Genomic DNA, 17046 nt, shown 5'->3' on the forward strand with positions numbered 1-17046 from the left:
CGCAACAGCACCGTGAGGTCGTCCCGTAGCGAGCAGCGGGCGCAGGTGTCCTGGCGGTAGTGCTCGGTTTCCGTGCCGCAGGTCCCGCAGTGGTAGTCCTGCGTGATGCCCGCGCAGTCAACGCAGACGGGTGCGTTACCGTGGGCCGGGGATCGTCCGGGGAGCATGCGGTCCGTGCCGCAGCCCGGGCAGGGGCCGTGCGTGCGCATGGCTGCGGTGAAGCAGGTCCCGCAGATCCTGCCTTCGGGCCAGCTGGCCCGGTGCCGGCCGGCCGCCCTCGAGCACCTGTCACAGGTGAACGCTCCTGTGGTGCGGGGGCGGCCGCGCCTGAAGGGTCGCGGGGTGATCTCAGCCGTCATCGCGGATCACGCGGGCGCGTTTGGGCCGGATGGTCTTGTTTAGGTCCACGACGTTGGCGTCGGAGGCGACCTTACGGACCTTGGCATCTGTTGCCGTGACGGTGACGAGGTCCTCGGGTCCGCAGGAGAAGATGTCGCAGAGGGCGGCGACCATCATGAGTGAAACGCGTTCCGGGCGCTGGGTGACGAGCCGGTAGACCTGGGAGGCAGAGAGTTCGATGCCGCGTTCTTTCAGCAACGGGCTCAGGTCGGTGCTGTTGTGCATTCCTCGGGCTGCCATGAGTTCGGCGAGCCGCCACCGGTAGTCGATCTCTCGTTTCATGAGGTTAGTCTTCCATCCCGGCCAGTGCGTCCCGGACGGTTGAGTCCAGGGCGCGGCGCAGTGTTTTGACGCGGTAGTCGCTGGAGACGGAGGTATAGAGGGCCGTGGTCGAGGCGTGCTCGTGTCCAGCCTGGTGCTGGACGAACAGGGGGTCCATGCCGGCTTCGATCAGATGGGTGACATAGGAGCGGCGCAGGGAGTGGATGTCCAGTCCGGGGGAGAGGTCCAGGTCTTCGCAGTAGCGGTTGAACCTGCGGTTCAGCGCCGTCTCGGAAACCAGGGTTCCGCGCTCGGACGGGAATAGGTCCAGCCCGTCAGTCATGTGCCGGTGGCCGCGTTCCAGCCAATCGGCGATGATCTCCGCCGACCAGTCAAACACCGTCAGGACGCTGCGGCGTTTCGGGGGAGAACCCCGCATGGCCTTGCCATAGCGGACCTGCAGCACCCCGTACTTGCCGAACTCCCGGGCGTGCGGGTTCCGGGCAAAATCCACGATCTGGAGGTGCCTGACCTCATTGCGTCGCAGGCCCCAGCTGTAGGCCACCTTGAACAGGACAGTGTCGCGGTAGGCCGGCAGCCAGCCCTTGCGACCCAGGGTCGCGATCCGGTCCACCTCGTCGTCGGCCCGGTCAAAGAAGGCCTGCAGCTCCTGCCTGGTGAACGGGCGCCGGACAGGAGCTGACTCTGTCGCCTGCGCATGGACCGCGGTGTTCCAGTCAAAGCAGACCTGCGAAGGGTGTGTTCCGAAGTACTGTTCGCAGACCCGGTCCCAGCCATACTCAGGCGACGCTGCGTAGGCGCAGAACGCCCTCAGTGCTGCCTGGTAGCTTCGGATGGTGGACTGCGCGGCATGCTTCACGCTGCGAAGATCCCCGAAGAACTCATCCACATGGGTCGGCGTCCACTGCCATGGATACTCGTTCGTGGACTCCTGGAACCGCGTCACCAGCCGTTCCCGGCCCTCGATGGTGCCAAACGCCAGGTTCCGGCTCAACTGCTGGTTGCGCCAGCCAGTGAGCATCTGGGTGAACACGTGGTCCTCCGGGTGAAGGAAACGCACAGCGCCGAAGTCGAGCACCCGTCCCGCTGAATCGACCGCCACGAACCCTCCTGATACATTGCATTGGATGCAAGAATCATGCAATTAATGCAGGATCCGCGCAAATCCACGGATCAGAGGGCTATTCCAGCCTGATGCACACCAGTTCTTGAGGACTGCGCGATGGGCTCACGAGTGGGCCCGGCCCGACCATTCACACGGTGTTTCCGCAGGTCACAGGCACACTTCGGCTTCAAGCGACGCGATACCGGGTGGCAATGGGCGGAGGAGGAGCCATCGTTCATCAGATGCAATAATCACTGTTTAGCTTTACATAACGTCCATTATCGGCGTTCGAACCACGGGAGTTGCAGTAACTGCGAGAACTCCCAGTCAGGAACGAACCGACCCCGGCAACGAGCAATGGGGGAACGAGTCGGTTCCGGCGCGTCACCGTTCAGCCAAGTCACCTTGCCGCAATGGCCAGGAATTTGATCGGCAGGTCGAGCAGCTCTAACGGGCCGTGGGGTCCTTCGCCGTCGAGGAGCAGCGAGTCCCCGGCCTCCATGGTGTATTCGTAGGCGCCGTGGCCGTAGATCATTCTCCCGGAGAGCATGTAGATGAATTCCGTTCCGGGGTGCTGGAACAGCGGGAAGACGCCGGAGGCATCGGTCAGCGTGACGAGTGTCGGTTCGAGGGCGTCAGTGCGTCCCTTGAGGGTGCCGAGCACCCGGTACTCGTGGCCGTGTTGTGTTCCGCTGCGCACGGTCAGGCTGCCCTGGCCGTTCTTGGTGAAGGTGGCATCACGGTCGGTGTCGGCGCCCCGGAACAGGGCCGTGACTGGAATTTTCAGCCCGTCGGCCAGGCGCTGCAGAGTGGTCAGCGAGCACGATGTGCTGGCCGACTCGATCTTGGAGATCATCGCTTTGGACAGCCCCGTCCGGGCTGCGAGTTCGGCGGCCGACAGCCCGTGGGCTGTCCTGTAGCGTCGGAGCTGACCGGCAATGATGCGTTCCAGTTTGCCTGCCACATCTTCTGCCGCTGCCTCTACAGGAACGTCCGTCTCTCCGCCAGTCTGATTGATCACCCAGCCATCATAGGCGTCAGCCACGGCTTCTATCCGATCATGCGGGCCTCTCCCAGCAGGCCCGCGAGAACGTCTGCCAGGGCGGCCGCCCCGGCCTCGGCGTCCTGGTCCTCCACGAGTTCCTCCGGCGAGTGCGAAATTCCGGTGGGGTTTCTGACGAACAGCATGGCGGTGGGGATGTGGCCGGCGAGCACTCCCGCGTCATGGCCCGCGCCCGTGTCCAGGACAGGCGCGACGGGAAGCAGCGCCTGCAGCCGGCCACGCAGGCCCGTGTCGAAGTGCACAGTGGGGCTCAGCGATTCGGTGCCGAAGCTAACGGTGCACCCTTCCTCTGCGGCGATGACCTGGGCGTTGAGGTGGATGGACTCGACCAGGGCAGCGGTCACTTCGTCCCGTGGGTGCCGGAGGTCTATCCACAGGTCAACCCGGGAGGCGATGACGTTGGTGCCGCCGGGGACGGGCTGGAGCCGGCCCACGGTCGCGCGTGCGTCCCGGTACTTCGAGGCAGTGTCGCGGATGCCGATCATGATCTTGGCCGCGGCGATCATCGGGTCTTTCCGGTCGTTCATGAGGGTGGTTCCGGCGTGGTTGCCCTGCCCGTGCACTGAGAGCTTCCACCGGCCGTGGCCCAGGATGGAGGAGCCGATGGCGACCGGCCGGTCCAAGTCAGCCAGGCCTCTCCCCTGTTCGACGTGGAGTTCAACGAACATGCCCAGCTGCTGGAGGGTTGTGCGGTCGGCGCCGATGAACCGGGGGTCCTGTCCGTTGGCGGCGGCCACGTCGGCGTAGGTGTTGCCGTCCGCGTCCTTGAGGTTGCGGGCTTTGTCCGGGTCCAGGGCGCCGGTGAGCAAGCGCGAACCTAGGCAGGCGACGCCGAAGCGGGAGCCTTCCTCTTCGGGGAAGACGGCGATGGCCAGGGGACTGCGGGGTCGGATGCCCCGGTGTTTGAGGATGTCGACGGCCGCCAGCGCGGAGGCAACACCCAGGGGGCCGTCGTACTCGCCGCCACCCGGAACGGAGTCGAGGTGGCTTCCGGTAACGACGGCGTCCCTGCGCGTACCGGTCGCGGTGTCCCACCAGGCCCAGATGATCCCGTTGTTATCCGTGGTGACATCCAATCCGCGCCTGCCGGCCTGCTCGATGAACCAGCTGCGCAGTTCGGTTTCGGCGTTCGAGAAGACCGGGCGGGAGTACCCGCCGCGGCGCCGGTCTATCCCGGTGCCGGAGATGTCCCGCATGAGGCCGGAGACGGTGTCGGTGGCCGGTTTGGTCGCTGGGGAGGTCACTGGCTTGTCCGTTTCTGTAGGTGTGTTCATGGGCGTGCCGGGTTGGCGTGCCGGGTCAGCCGGCGCTGAAGGTTAACTGGTGCTAACCGGTTAGTTGGCGCCGATCCGGGCGGTTGCCTGGCGGAACCGGGCAGGGACCTCGCCGGTGCCGGTGGCCAGGTCGGCCGCCCATTGCCCGATCAGCGGGGCGAACTTCGCGCCGTGCCCCGAGCATGGAGACAGCACCGTCAGGCCGTCGGCCCGGTCGATGAGGAAGTCCTCGGTTGGGGTGTTGGTGAATAGGCAGGTGGTCTCGGCGTAGGGCTCGGGGTCGAGTCCGGGGAGGTACTTCTGCACGTAGTCCACCACGCGGCGCCGGTTCTCCGGGTCCACGGTGCCGGTCTGAGCGGCGGCGGAGGGGATGAATTTTCCGCCGTTGTATTCGGCGACCTTCTGCCCGGCGAAACCGGCGTCCCGTCCGCCGGGCAGGCCGTAGGTCTGGATTTCCGCGCTCTTGTGGATGAAGGTGGGCCAGGGCTCGCCGCCGGAGGACTCGGGGTAGCGGAAGTGGTAGGCCTGCTCCTGCCGGACGGTGATCTCGGGCAGTCCCGCGAGGAACCCTGCGGGAAGCCCGAGCCGTTCCAGGAGCCCGGGCAGCCAGCCGCCGGCGCTGACAATGACGTTCCCGGCGTCGATCTCCTCCCCTGTCTCGGAGCTCACCCGATAGCCGGAATCGCGTTTGTCCACGCTCGTGACGTTCCAGCCGGTCAGCAGCCTGGCGCCATGCGTCACGGCCTGGTCGATCATCGCGTTGACCGAGCGTTCGGCGTCGATCACGCCGGCGCCGGGGTGCCAGAGCACGGAGGTGTCGAAGGCGATGTGGGGCCAGCGTGCCCTGGCTTCGGCGGCGCTGAGGAGTTCGTGCTCCACGCCGGCGGCAGCGAGTACCCGGGCCAGGTGCTCCGGTTGCCGTTCGGGGCCGTAGTCCACCGCGCCGAACGGGGTGATCAGTTCAAGCCCGCTGGCCCGGTCGAGTTCGTCCCACAGGAACTTGGACTCGATGACCGCCTTCGTGTAGAACTCATCCGGGTAGGCGTAACGGAAGATCCGGGCGGACCCGTGCGAGCTGCCGTCGTGACTGGCCGGCACCGTGCGTTCCAGGATGGTCACGTCGTGGCCGCGTGCGGCGAGTTGCCAGGCGGTGGCGGCGCCGGCCAGGCCGGCACCGATCACAACATATTCAGAGGATTCGGTCACTATTTCGCTCCGGGAATCCAGCTGGTGCCGGCCAGGGGAACCCGGGCCATGGCGGAGGCTTCGATGGTGAGGGCTACCAGGTCTTCGGGTTCGAGGTTGTGCAGATGGGATTTTCCGCAGGCCCGGGCGATGGTCTGGGCCTCCATGGTCAGGACCCGGAGGTAGTTGGCCAGGCGGCGTCCGCCTGCGATCGGGTCGAGGCGGGAGGAGAGTTCGGGGTCCTGGGTGGTGATGCCGGCGGGGTCGCGGCCGTCCTGGAAGTCGTCGTAGAAGCCTGAGGCGGAGCCGAGGGCGGCGTATTCGGCGGCGTAGCGGGGATCGTTGTCGCCCAGTGCGATTAGTGCCGAGGTGCCGATGGCGACGGCGTCGGCGCCCAGGGCCATGGCCTTGGCGACGTCGGCGCCGGTGCGGATGCCGCCGGAGACGATCAGCTGGACCTTGCGGTGGACGCCCAGTACCTGCAGGGCCTGGACGGCCTGCGGGATGGCGGCCAGGGTGGGGATGCCCACATTTTCGATGAAGACCTGCTGGGTCGCGGCGGTGCCGCCTTGCATGCCGTCGACCACGACGACGTCGGCTCCGGCTTTCACGGCCAGGGCGGTGTCGTAGTAGGGGCGGGAGGCGCCGATCTTGACATAGATGGGGGTCTTCCAGTCGGTGATTTCGCGCAGTTCGCCGATCTTGATTTCCAGGTCGTCCGGTCCGGTCCAGTCGGGGTGCCGGCTGGCGGAGCGCTGGTCGATGCCCACGGGCAGGGTGCGCATCCCGGCGACGCGCTCGGTGATCTTCTGGCCCAGCAGCATGCCGCCGCCACCGGGCTTGGCGCCCTGGCCGAGCACGATTTCGATCGCGTCGGCCTTGCGCAGGTCATCCGGATTCATGCCGTAGCGGGAGGGCAGGTACTGGTAGACCAGGTGCTTGGACTGGCCGCGCTCCTCGGGGGTCATGCCGCCGTCGCCGGTGGTGGTGGAGGTGCCCACCTCGCTGGCGCCGCGGCCCAGTGCCTCTTTGGCGTTGGCGGACAGGGCGCCGAAGCTCATGCCGGCGATGGTCACCGGGGTCTGCAGGTGCAGCGGCCGGGAGGCGTGCCGGTCGCCGAGGACGACGTCGGTGTCGCACTTTTCGCGGTAGCCCTCCAGCGGGTAGCGGGACATGGAGGCGCCAAGGAACAGCAGGTCGTCAAAGTGCGGGACCTTGCGCTTGGCGCCCCATCCGCGGATGTCGTACACGCCGGTGGCGGCGGCACGCTGGATGTCGGCGATGGTGGCACGGTCGAAGGTGGCCGATTCGCGCAAGCCGAGCTCTTCGGTGTGCCGGGCGGGAACGCCTTGGGAGGGGAGAACCGTGTCCTGGGGCAGTGAAGTAATGGTCATGGGCTTGTCCTTATTTAGTACGACGTCGAGTTGTGGACGCTGAAGTGGTAAAGGTTCCGTGCCGATCCGTAGCGCTTGAAATCCGCGGGGTTCTCCGTCCGGCCCGCCGCGCTGAGCAGCCCTTCGAGTTCCTCGAGGTGTTCGGATTCCATCGGCTTTTCGATGCAGTCCGCACCGAGGGACGCGACGGTTCCCTTGACGTAGATCCGGGCCTCGTAAATGGAGTCGCCGAGGGCATCTCCGGCGTCGCCGCAGACCACCAGCCGGCCGGCCTGGGCCATGAAGGCTGACATGTGGCCGATGCTGCCGCCGACCACGATGTCCACGCCCTTCATGGAAATCCCGCAGCGGGCGCCGGCGTTGCCGTCGATGACCACGAGTCCGCCGTGGCCGGTGGCCGCGGCCGACTGGGACGCATCGCCCTTGACGTGGACCCTGCCGGACATGATGTTTTCCGCGAGGCCGACGCCGGCATTGCCGGTGACGGTCACCTGGCCTTTTTGGTGCATCCCGGCCGCGTAGTAGCCGGCATGGCCGTTGATGGTGACCCTGACGGCGGCGTTGATTCCAACGGCGAGGCTGTGCTTTCCGCCCGAGTTGGTGACGGTCCAGGACTCGCCGTCTGTGGCGTTGTGCAGGGCCTGGTTCAAGTCCCGGACCGGGCTGTCGGCGAGGTCGACGCTGAAGGAGTCAACCACAGCGCTTTCCTGCGCTGCTCCTGCCGGGGCGTGGGTTTCGGGGGCTGTCAGAGTGACCATGTGTAGACCTTTCCGGGTTCCGGTTCAAAGATGCGGGCTGTTTCGATGCCGGGCAGGGCTGCCAGGGCACGGTATTCGGAGGCCATGGCCACGTAGTCGTCTGTTTCGGCGATGATGGCCGGCTTGCAGGCGATGGGGTCCCGGACCACGGCCATGCTTTCGGCGGTGGTGACGACGAGGGTGTAAAAGCCGTCGAAGACCTTGCCCAGGGTGATGAGGGCGGTTTCCAGGTCGTCGCCCTGCTCCAGGCGGGATGCGATGTAGCGGGCACCGACTTCGGTGTCGTTGTCGGAGTCGAAGACCACGCCTTCACGCAGCAGGTCGCGGCGGATGGTGGCGTGGTTGGAGAACGAGCCGTTGTGGACCAGGCAGAGGTCGTCGGCGACGGAGAAGGGATGGGAACCGCCGGCGGTCACCGCGGATTCGGTGGCCATGCGGGTGTGGGACAGGCCCTGGGTCCCGGCCATGGCCTCCAGTCCGTGTTCGGCGGCGATGTCCATCGGGTGGCCCACGCTCTTCATGACGGCCACGTGCTCGCCGCGCCCGATGATGGTGGAGCCCGGGAGGGTCTCCCTGACGGCTTTCACCAGCAGTTCGGTCTCGACGGCGGCGCTCACCAGGGTGGTATCCCCCACCACTCTGACGGCGGTGGCGGCGGAGGCGGGCAGCAGGGTTTCCAGCGCCGCGGTGATGGCATCCAGCGGGATGCCCTGGTCCTTGCCCAGGAGGCTAAGCGTGGAGGTGCCCTGGGAGACGAGGCCCGGGGTGTCGTAGACGGCCAGGCCGGCGGAGTCCGGTCCCCGGTCCACGATCTGGCACATCATGGAAGACAGGAGGCTGCCCATCTGGGGATGCAGCGAAGGGTTGCGCAGCTGCAGCGCGGCGATTCCACACATTGTGTGTCCTTTACTCGGGGGTTTGGTCAGATTGAAGTCAGGTAGGTGCGGATTTCCCAGTCGCTGACCTGGTTGTGCCAGCTCAGGAACTCCTCTTCCTTGGCATCGGCGTAGTACTTACCGACCTGCTCGTCGCCGCTGAGGCTGGCAAGGATCACCGGGTCGCGGCGCAGGGCCTCGACGGCGTGCAGGAGTGTCGCGGGCAGGAAATGGGCCTCCGGCCGGGCTTCGCCCGGGCCGGACGGGGAACCGGGATCGGTTCCGCTGGCGACGCCGTCCAGCCCGGCCTCGAGCGCCGTGGCGATGGCGAGGTAGGGGTTGGCGGAGCCGTCCCCGGACCGGAGTTCGATCCGCTTATCGTCCGGGACACGGATCATATGAGTGCGGTCGTTGCCCCCGAACGAGGCCCTCCGCGGGGACCACGTGGCGCCGGAGGAGCTCGTGGTCGCCCCGGAGCGTTTGTAAGAATTGACGGTGGGAGCGAGGAACGCCTGGAGGGCCGGGGCGTGGTTGAGGATTCCGCCGATGAACGAGTAGGCGAGCTCCGAGAGCCCCAGGCCGCGTCCGCCGTCGTCCCCGGGGAACAGCGCCTCGGCGCCGGACCACAGGGACAAATGGAAGTGCAGGCCGGTGCCCGTCCGGTCCGTGAAGGGCTTGGGCATGAACGTGGCGGTCATGCCGCGCTGTTCGGCGAGAATGTTCAGGATGTAGCGCAGGGTGACGACGCGGTCGGCCGTGGTGAGGGCGTCGGCATAGTTGAAGTTCTGTTCAAACTGCCCGGCAGCGTCCTCGTGGTCATTGGCGTAGTTGCCCCAGCCCAGCCCGTTCATCGCCTCAGAGATGGAGGTGAGGTGGTCGTACATGCGGGTGACGCCGCGGGCGTCGTAGCAGGGGTGGGGTGAATCGTCCCTCGCATCGGCGGTGCTCAGGGAGCCGTCCGCGTTCTTGTTGACCAGGAAGTACTCCACTTCCGCGCCCACCTTGGCCCGCATGCCCTGCTCAGCCAGCCGGGCGAGCGTGTTTTTCAGGATGACCCTCGGGGCGAAGGGCCAGGGCGTGCCGTCCACGTGCGGGTCGCAGTGGATAATCGCCAAGCCCTCCCTGATGAAGGGCACGGGCGTGAAGGATGTGAGGTCGGGTACTGCGATGAGGTCCGAGTCCTGCGGCTTCTGCCCGATCAGCCCTGCCGCGAAGCCGGCGAAGCCCATGGCACCGGCCTCGAGCTCATCCGCGGCTTCGACCGGAACCAGCTTCGCGCACGGTTTGCCGGTCATGTCCACGAACGTCGCCAGCAGGAACCGCACGTCATGGGCCTTCGCAATGTCCGCGAGGGAGATCTGTCCGGCCTCGGCCGGCACCGATTGCTCGGTTGGTACTTCAGGGGTTGCGATACTGGTCATCGGAACTGTCCTGTTCAATTCGTGTTACCTAGGGGGAAACGCTGTTGAACCACAGTAGTCAAAGTGATGTTACCGGCGTGCGCCTCCAGCGTTAAATCCGCGTGTCGCGATCGGGCGGCGAATGCAACAGAAAGTTAACGCGCGCGAAACCCGCCATCGTTCACTGTCGAGAATCATGGTTTCATCCCACGGTTACTTTGGATACTGCCGACTTAGGCGGATATCGGGACCGGGGACAACACACCTACCCTTTCCGCGAAGCGGAATCGCCTGTTTGCTTCCTCGCTGACGTGAGGTGAAGCCGCGAAGACGCTCTACCCGGCCTCAACTGTCGGCAGACAGCCACCCTTTTGATTGGAGTTCCATGAATTCTGGAGACGTCGCCTGGATCCTCGCCGCGAGTGCACTGCTGTGCATCATGATCCCCGGCCTTGCCCTGTTCTACGGCGGCATGGTCGGGTCCCGCAGAATCCTGAACATGATGATGATGTGCTTCGGCGGCATGAGCATCGTCGCCGTCCTGTGGGCCGTGTTCGGCTACTCCATGGTCTTCGGCAATTCCATCGCCGGTGCCGGACTCCTCGGGGGCATCACCGAGTACTTCGGGATGGAGCAATTGCTGACCGAGGACCCGAACGCGCCCATACCAGCAGCACTGTTCGCCGCCTTCCAGCTGTTCTTTGCCGGCATCACCACCGCCATCATCGCCGGAGCAGCCGCCGGACGAATGAAATTCCGCGCATGGATGACCTTCGCCGCCCTCTGGGCCACCCTGGTCTACTTCCCTGTCGCCCACTGGGTCTTCGCGTTCAGCTCGGCGGACGGCTCAGTGACCGGCGGATGGATCGTCAACAGCCTCAAGGCCGTCGACTTCGCCGGCGGAACCGCCGTCCACATGAACGCCGGCATCGCGGCCCTGGCCCTCGCCCTGGTCCTGGGACGCAGCGCCGGCTGGCCCAAGAGCGAGCACACCAAGCCGCACAGCCGTCCGCTGGTACTGGTCGGGGCAGGACTTCTGTGGGCCGGCTGGTTCGGCTTCAACGCCGGTTCCGCGCTCACCGCCGGGCAGTCCGCATCCGTGGTGTTCCTGAACACCGCCGTCGCCGCATGCACCGGCCTCCTGGCGTGGGCCCTGGTGGAACGCATCAGGCTCGGCAGCGCCAGCAGCATGGGCGCCGCCTCCGGCCTGATCTCGGCCCTCGTCGCCATCACCCCCGCGTGCGGCGCCGTCAGCCCGCTCGGCGCCCTCGCCATCGGCCTGATCGCCGGCGCCGTCTGCTCCCTGGCCATCGAACTGAAGTTCCGCATGGGCTTCGACGACTCACTCGACGTCGTCGGCGTCCACCTGGTCGGCGGCATCCTCGGCACCCTCCTGATCGGCTTCTTCGCCACCGACGCCGCACCCAACAAGGTCAACGGGCTGTTCTACGGCGGAGGCTTCGAACTCCTCGGAATCCAGACGGTCGCAACCCTGGCCGTGCTCGCCTACTCCTTCGTCGTCACCTGGGTCATCGCCAAGGTCCTCAACGTCATCATGGGCCTGCGCGTCCATGAAGCCGATGAACTGCGCGGCATCGACATCGCCGCACACTCGGAGGCCGCCTACCTCAGCGACGAAGAACCCGTCGAACTCGGCTCCCCGCGCCGTGCCTAACGCTCCCGTGACTAAGGCGTCAGAAGAGAATTCGCGGCTTCCCATGGCCTCACGCTCCATCATCCGCACCGGCCGCCTGCCCCGCCTCCCTTGGAAGAACGGGGCAGGCACCACCCGGGAAGTTGCAGTCTTCCCGGGTGGTTCAGGTCCGGATAGTTTCCGGTGGAGAATCAGCGTTGCGAGCATCATCGAGGGAGCGCCATTTTCGACCTTCCCGGGCGTCGACCGGCACTTTCTCGTTGCCACCCCCGGCACTATCGAGATGACTATCCCTGAGGGGACAGCCATCCTGACCTTTGGTCAATCTGTGTCTTTCCCGGGCGAGGACGAAGTAGCGGTTCAAGTACTCAACGGACCAGTATCGGCCGTAAATTTTATGACGGATCGGACAGCCTGCTCGGGAGCCCAACATGTGCAGAGAGTCAGCGGACGCGTGGCACTTAAAGCCTCCACAGCAGCCTTGGTTATGCTGGTCGGATCGGCGCAGACAGAAGACGGCTGGAAGCTCGGGCCAATGGACATTCTCACCTGTGGACCAGAATCGGAAACTCTCAACTTCACTGCGGCCACTATCTGCACAATGCACGCATGGCCGAATAATACTGCCTTCGCCGAGTAAGTGCTCAGGGAAGGCTCCCGGTACAGATCACGACCGCAAACATTAGCCATCGCTGACCCGAGCACGACGAACAGAAATCGATTGTCTCCAGCCATCCTATGGATGCGGCGGCTCTCAGCTTGTCCCGCGGGCGCCTCTGCGTGTGTCCGCCCCTGGCCCGTGGACTGGCTCATTGGGGCCAGGTCTCGGCGTGTATCTTTGGTAATTTTCGATGACCGATTGTTCGGACCAACGTCAAGGCGGCCAAGTACCTGGCTGGAAGAAATACATAGCAGCGAGCCACTCATTGACGATGAGTAAACAATCTCACGGAAATGTCCCGCAACCCGCGGCTTGCGGGACTGTGGGGCCTTGTCGGAAACGCCCCGCAGCTCTCGAGTAAATATTCAAGGCTCTAGGACCGGCATCCCGTTGTAAATGCCGAGTCAACGGGAAACGACTCTAACCGGCACCGACCATTCCTCCGCGACCTCACGCAGCGAGGCCTCCGCCCCACTTGGCGGCGTGGCCATCACACCACCGTGCCGGGCGAACCGCGGCGCCGGGGCCGACTGGACTACCCCGTCGATGGTCACGATGGATCCGCGTTTCTTGAGCTGAGGATGTTCCGACGCTTCATCAAAGGACAAAACGGGGCTAACGCAGGCGTCGACGTGCCGGAAGGTCTCGGCCCATTCGTCGCGCGTGTTCTGCCGAAAGACGGATGTAAACCGTGCACGCAAAACGGGCCATCCCTCGCGGTCGTACTGATCGGGGAGCCCGGCGTCCGCCAAACCCAGTCCCTCCAGAAGCGCTGCGAAGAAGGCGGGTTCGAGCGCACCCACGGCAACGAGCCCACCATCTGACGTCTCGTACGTGTCGTAGAACGGAGCGCCCGAATCAGTGAGGTTACTGCCGCGCTGATCGATCCATTGGCCCGCGGCCTTGAAGGTCCAGATCATCTGCGAGAGGAGGCTGACGCCGTCGATCATCGCCGCGTCAATGACGTCCCCCACCCCGCTACGCTCGCGCTCCCACAACGCGGCCAGCACGCCCACGAGCAGCAGCATCGAACCGCCTCCACCGTCGGCCACCAGGCCCATCGGCGGACAGGGTAGATTCCCCGCCCGGCCAAGGGCTCCGAGGACACCGGTGAGGGCTAGATAATTAATGTCGTGGCCGGCCCGGGCAGACAGCTCACCTTCTTGTCCCCACCCGGTCATCCGCCCATAAACCAGGCGTGGATTGAGCTCCACGCACTCCCGCGGACCCAGGTTCAGGCGTTCGGCGGCGCCGGGACGGAACCCTTCAAGAACTACGTCCGCGTCCCGGATCAACCGCAGAACCTGTTCGTGGTCACCCGGATCACGGAGGTCTGCGGTGACCAGCCGTCGACCCCGCAGAACCACGTCCTGTGCCCCGTGCGGTATGCCCGGGATGAGGGTAGGCGCAGGGCGTTCAATGCGCACAACGTCCGCCCCCAGATCGGCAAGCACCATCGCGGCATGCGGCACCGGTCCCATGCCGCCGAGTTCCACAACGCGTAAGTCGTTCAAGGGTCCAGGCATCGATCTTCTCCAAGGTGAGCGCCGTCGTCGGGATCTTCGAGCCAGTCTTCAGCGTGACAGGAGAAGCGCCTCGCCCTGGCCGCCGCCGCCGCACAGTGCCACGGCTGCTTTCCCGGTGCCGCGGCGAATGAGCTCGTGCACGGCGGAGACGACGACCCGCGCTCCAGAGGCACCGATGGGATGGCCGAGGGCGATCGCTCCCCCGTTGACGTTGACCTTCTCCATGTCGAGACCCAGCTGTTCCGCCGAGTGCAGGGCCACAGAGGCGAACGCCTCATTAATTTCCACGAAGTCCAGATCCTTCACGGTCCAGCCTGCGGTCTTGAGGGCTTTGCCGATGGCGAGGGCTGGTTTGTCCGGCAGCGAGGTGTCCGGGCCAGCGGTCTGTCCCGGCGCGCCGACCACCGCAAGGACCTCGAGGCCATGGGTCTCCGCGTAGCCCCGGGTGGTCAGGACGACGGCGGCAGCGCCGTCGTTGAGCGGGGAGGCATTGCCGGCGGTAACCGTGCCGGTTGGGGAGAAAGCCGGCCTGAGCCTGCCAAGCGACTCCGCCGTGCTGTCCGGACGCACGCCCTCGTCCGTGTCTGCGAGTTCGGCCTCCCCTCGGCGCCGCGGCACCTTGACGGGGATGATCTCCGCGTCGAAGAGCCCGGCAGCTTGGGCGGCCGCAGCCCGCTGATGTGAGCCGGCAGCGGCTTCGTCCTGATCGGCGCGAAGGATGCCCAAGTCCTGATTGGCACGGTCTGTAGCCAGCCCCATGGCCTCATGGTCGAAGGCATCGGTCAGACCGTCATGGGCGGCGGAGTCGATCAGCGCAGCGTCGCCGTAGAGGTGCCCGGCGCGGGAACCCAGCAGCAGGTGCGGGGCGTTGCTCATGGATTCCTGCCCGCCGGCGACCACCACCGCGGCTTCTCCGAGCCGCAGCAGTCGGCTTGCCTCGATGATGGCGCTCAGCCCGGACAGGCACACCTTATTAACGGTGACGGCGTGGGCGCTGAGCGGAACGCCCCCGGCGACGGCAGCCTGCCGGGCAGGATTCTGACCGGCCCCGGACTGGAGCACATGTCCCATGATGACCGCTTCGACGGCATTGGGGCCGACCTTGGCCCTGTCCAAGGCTCCGGCAATCGCCACCCCGCCGAGCTCAACGGCGGACAACGAAGCCAGCTGGCCCATCAGCTTGCCTTGGGGTGTGCGGGCGGCACCCACGATGACGACATCTGCACTGCGATTCATTTTTCTCCTTGGACGGTGACGGGCGAAGAGTTTGGTAGCTGCGGGGCGTTATGGCCCTTGGTCGCGGGCTAGCGGGAGGCGGGAAGGGGTACGCGCAGCTCCGGATGGAACGCTGTGCCTGTTTCCCTGTCCAGCAGCGGGGTCAAGCCGCCAGTGTGGAAGGGGTAGTTGGCGCCGAGGATCATGCACAGGTTGATCTGCTCCGGACCGGCTACCACGCCCTCTTCCAGCATTGCGGTGACTTCCTCGGCCAGCGCGGCCAGGATCCGGCCCCGGACAGCACCGGCATCTGCTGCCACGGGCGCGGCGAGCAGGGCGGTTGCCTCAGCTGAGATGCGGCCGCCGTCGTCCAGAAAACCGGGCAGTCCGGTGGCCACGATCGTTTTGAGGCTGGTACTGACACTGAAGCGCCGCGGATATGTTTGGTGCATCTTCTCGCAGATGTGCAGCTGAACGGCCGGCCCGATGAACTGCAGCAGCTGCAGTGGCGTCATGGGCAGCCCCAGCGGGTCAAGAGCATGGTCCACGGTGTCGGGATCGGCGCCGCCGTCAAGCAGGGAGAGGACCTCGCCGAAGAGCCGGGTCAGGACCCGGTTGACCACGAAGCCTGCCGTGTCCGTGGCGAGCACGGGCGTCTTACGCAACCGGCGGGCCAGCTCGAACGCCGTCGCTAGGGTGGCCTGGTCCGTCTTCTGGGTGGTGATGATTTCCACCAGGGGCAGCACGGCCACGGGGTTGAAGAAGTGGAAGCCAATCAGCCGGCCGGGATTCGCGAGGCCCGCTCCCATTTCCTCGATGGACAGCGAGGATGTGTTGGTCAGCAACAGGGCGTCCGGGTGGAGGAGCGGTTCGAGTTCGGCGAACACTGCCCGCTTAACATTCAACTCCTCGAAGACCGCCTCGATGACCACGTCGCAGTCGGCGAACGCTGTCTTGTCGGTACCGCCGGTCACGAGGGCGCAGATGGCGGCGGCGCCGGCAGCATCTAGGCGGCCGCGGCCCACGAGCTTATCGAGTTGACCGCCAATCCAACCCAAGGCGGCATCGACGCGATCCTGCGACAAGTCCGTGATCCGCACCGGGACGCGCAGCTGCTGCGCGAAAACAAGCGCGAGCTGGCTGGCCATCAGCCCGGCCCCGACGACGCCCACAGAACGCACCGGCAAGGGTTCGACGGCGGGACGTCCGGCGGGCTTCTTCGCCAGCGACTGCGTCACGTGGAAGGCGTAGATGCTGGCGCGGGCCTCGTCAGAGAGCAGTAGCTCGCCGAAAGCCCGGATTTCCGCGCCCGGACCGGCCTCTACGGAGGGGTCGGCAGATTCGGCAATGAGTTCCAGGGCACGGTAGGGTGCCGGTGCAGCACCGTGCAGACGGGAATCGAGCTGGGTCCGGATGCCCTCCAGCGCAGCGAGCTCGGCGGCGGTCGGGAACCGGGACTCCGGGCGGCGAGCGGCGCGAGACGGAGCTGCTGCGCGGGTCGGCAGCGGGGACGTCCACTCGGGCGCGGCCGTGGCCGGTGCCGAACCCGCCGCTGTGCCGGCAAGGATACCGGCAGCGAAATCCAGCGAAGCGGCCAGGAAACCGTCCTCCGGGAGCACTGCATCAACCAGGCCCAGTTCGGCAGCAGCACGGGCCGAGAGGTTCTTTCCCGCGAGCGAATCCGAAATCATGAGGCGGGCCGCCAGCGCTGGGCCGGTCAAAGCCACCGTGCGCGCGATGCCGCCCCAGCCCGGGATCAGGCCCAGCCGCACTTCGGGAAAGCCCAGTGCCCGGACCGAGTCCGCAGCCGTGCGGTAGCCCGCATGGAGGGCCAGTTCCAGTCCCCCGCCCAGCGCAGCACCGTTAAGAAAGGCAAAGGTGGGCACGGGAAGCGCCTCCAACAAGGCGAAGGTATCAAGGCCCTGGCGTGCCACGTCCTCGGCCTGTTCAGGGGTGGCGGTCTCCGTCATTTTCTTCAGGTCCGCACCGGCGCAGAACACTGGGCCTGTGCCGGTCACGGCCACCGCATCCACCCCGGACAAGTCCAGGGCACGTACCCCGGCCGCGAAGTTGGCCAGGGACGCCGGCCCCATGGTTACCGGGCGGTGGTCAGCGTTCTCCAACGTCAGAAGGGCAAAGCGGTAACCGGCATGGTCAACATGCTTGGTGCCGATCTCGGTAATGGATTCCGCGGAGGCAGCGGTATTTCCTGTCATGTTGTTTCCTTCTGGCTCTCGATTCGGGCGACTCCGCGC

Annotated in this window: 14 protein-coding genes; 2 read left to right on the forward strand and 12 right to left on the reverse strand. The window is 66.1% G+C overall.

What is annotated here, in order from left to right:
- Window positions 1-348: 348 nt before the first annotated feature.
- From Y706_RS0101045 to glnT, 9 genes are all read right to left on the reverse strand, one after another.
- Window positions 349-681 (reverse strand): helix-turn-helix domain-containing protein, encoded by a 333-nt coding sequence (locus Y706_RS0101045; RefSeq protein WP_028275137.1) that lies wholly within the window; start codon window positions 679-681, stop codon window positions 349-351.
- Window positions 682-685: 4 nt separating this feature from the next.
- Window positions 686-1783, reverse strand: coding sequence for a tyrosine-type recombinase/integrase (locus tag Y706_RS0101050; protein WP_028275138.1), 1098 nt, complete (start codon window positions 1781-1783; stop codon window positions 686-688).
- Between the two features lie 403 nt (window positions 1784-2186).
- Window positions 2187-2807 (reverse strand): helix-turn-helix domain-containing protein, encoded by a 621-nt coding sequence (locus Y706_RS0101055; RefSeq protein WP_028275139.1) that lies wholly within the window; start codon window positions 2805-2807, stop codon window positions 2187-2189.
- 29 nt (window positions 2808-2836) lie between these two features.
- Complete coding sequence (locus tag Y706_RS0101060) at window positions 2837-4093, reverse strand: allantoate amidohydrolase (protein ID WP_028275140.1); 1257 nt, start codon at window positions 4091-4093, stop codon at window positions 2837-2839.
- 90 nt (window positions 4094-4183) lie between these two features.
- Complete coding sequence (locus tag Y706_RS0101065; RefSeq protein WP_028275141.1) at window positions 4184-5329, reverse strand: FAD-dependent oxidoreductase; 1146 nt, start codon at window positions 5327-5329, stop codon at window positions 4184-4186.
- Complete coding sequence (locus Y706_RS0101070; RefSeq protein WP_028275142.1) at window positions 5329-6702, reverse strand: FMN-binding glutamate synthase family protein; 1374 nt, start codon at window positions 6700-6702, stop codon at window positions 5329-5331. Before Y706_RS0101070 ends, Y706_RS0101065 begins: the two co-directional genes overlap by 1 nt.
- Before the next feature lie 14 nt (window positions 6703-6716).
- Window positions 6717-7460 carry a GltB/FmdC/FwdC-like GXGXG domain-containing protein gene (locus tag Y706_RS0101075; RefSeq protein WP_084475830.1) on the reverse strand — a complete coding sequence of 248 codons (744 nt, stop codon included), beginning with the start codon at window positions 7458-7460 and terminating at the stop codon, window positions 6717-6719.
- Window positions 7448-8356, reverse strand: a complete 909-nt coding sequence (locus Y706_RS0101080; RefSeq protein WP_028275144.1) for a class II glutamine amidotransferase domain-containing protein — start codon at window positions 8354-8356, stop codon at window positions 7448-7450. The genes Y706_RS0101075 and Y706_RS0101080 overlap by 13 nt, the downstream gene beginning before the upstream one ends.
- Window positions 8357-8382: 26 nt before the next feature.
- Window positions 8383-9756 carry a type III glutamate--ammonia ligase gene (glnT, locus tag Y706_RS0101085; RefSeq protein WP_028275145.1) on the reverse strand — a complete coding sequence of 458 codons (1374 nt, stop codon included), beginning with the start codon at window positions 9754-9756 and terminating at the stop codon, window positions 8383-8385.
- Window positions 9757-10120: 364 nt separating this feature from the next.
- On the opposite strand from glnT, the gene Y706_RS0101090 reads away from it, so the two are divergent.
- Both Y706_RS0101090 and Y706_RS27645 read left to right on the forward strand, forming a co-directional pair.
- On the forward strand, window positions 10121-11410 hold the full coding sequence (locus tag Y706_RS0101090) for an ammonium transporter (RefSeq protein ID WP_028275146.1): 1290 nt from the start codon (window positions 10121-10123) through the stop codon (window positions 11408-11410).
- A 7-nt stretch (window positions 11411-11417) separates the two neighbouring features.
- Entirely contained in the window at window positions 11418-12029 is a 612-nt protein-coding gene (locus tag Y706_RS27645; protein ID WP_162159045.1) for a HutD/Ves family protein, read from the forward strand.
- A 425-nt stretch (window positions 12030-12454) separates the two neighbouring features.
- On the opposite strand, the gene Y706_RS0101095 is transcribed toward Y706_RS27645, so the two are convergent.
- The 3 genes from Y706_RS0101095 to Y706_RS22880 form a co-directional block, all read right to left on the reverse strand.
- Window positions 12455-13576 (reverse strand): CaiB/BaiF CoA transferase family protein, encoded by a 1122-nt coding sequence (locus Y706_RS0101095; protein WP_028275147.1) that lies wholly within the window; start codon window positions 13574-13576, stop codon window positions 12455-12457.
- Between the two features lie 48 nt (window positions 13577-13624).
- A complete protein-coding gene (locus Y706_RS0101100) occupies window positions 13625-14812 on the reverse strand; it encodes an acetyl-CoA C-acetyltransferase (RefSeq protein WP_028275148.1) in 1188 nt (395 codons plus the stop codon).
- A gap of 68 nt (window positions 14813-14880) precedes the next feature.
- Window positions 14881-17007, reverse strand: coding sequence for a 3-hydroxyacyl-CoA dehydrogenase NAD-binding domain-containing protein (locus Y706_RS22880; protein ID WP_043434048.1), 2127 nt, complete (start codon window positions 17005-17007; stop codon window positions 14881-14883).
- Window positions 17008-17046 lie beyond the last annotated feature (39 nt).

Source organism: Arthrobacter sp. I3 (genome assembly GCF_000520575.1).
GTDB classification, from domain to species: domain Bacteria; phylum Actinomycetota; class Actinomycetes; order Actinomycetales; family Micrococcaceae; genus Arthrobacter; species Arthrobacter humicola_A.

Bases quoted from the DNA above. Each gene is read 5' to 3' on its own strand.
- Y706_RS0101070 (WP_028275142.1), bottom strand. From the start codon at position 6,702: ATGACCATTACTTCACTGCCCCAGGACACGGTTCTCCCCTCCCAAGGC.
- Y706_RS0101045 (WP_028275137.1), bottom strand. From the start codon at position 681: ATGAAACGAGAGATCGACTACCGGTGGCGGCTCGCCGAACTCATGGCA.
- glnT (WP_028275145.1), bottom strand. From the start codon at position 9,756: ATGACCAGTATCGCAACCCCTGAAGTACCAACCGAGCAATCGGTGCCG.
- Y706_RS0101080 (WP_028275144.1), bottom strand. From the start codon at position 8,356: ATGTGTGGAATCGCCGCGCTGCAGCTGCGCAACCCTTCGCTGCATCCC.
- Y706_RS0101095 (WP_028275147.1), bottom strand. From the start codon at position 13,576: ATGCCTGGACCCTTGAACGACTTACGCGTTGTGGAACTCGGCGGCATG.
- Y706_RS0101075 (WP_084475830.1), bottom strand. From the start codon at position 7,460: ATGGTCACTCTGACAGCCCCCGAAACCCACGCCCCGGCAGGAGCAGCG.
- Y706_RS0101090 (WP_028275146.1), top strand. From the start codon at position 10,121: ATGAATTCTGGAGACGTCGCCTGGATCCTCGCCGCGAGTGCACTGCTG.
- Y706_RS22880 (WP_043434048.1), bottom strand. From the start codon at position 17,007: ATGACAGGAAATACCGCTGCCTCCGCGGAATCCATTACCGAGATCGGC.
- Y706_RS0101100 (WP_028275148.1), bottom strand. From the start codon at position 14,812: ATGAATCGCAGTGCAGATGTCGTCATCGTGGGTGCCGCCCGCACACCC.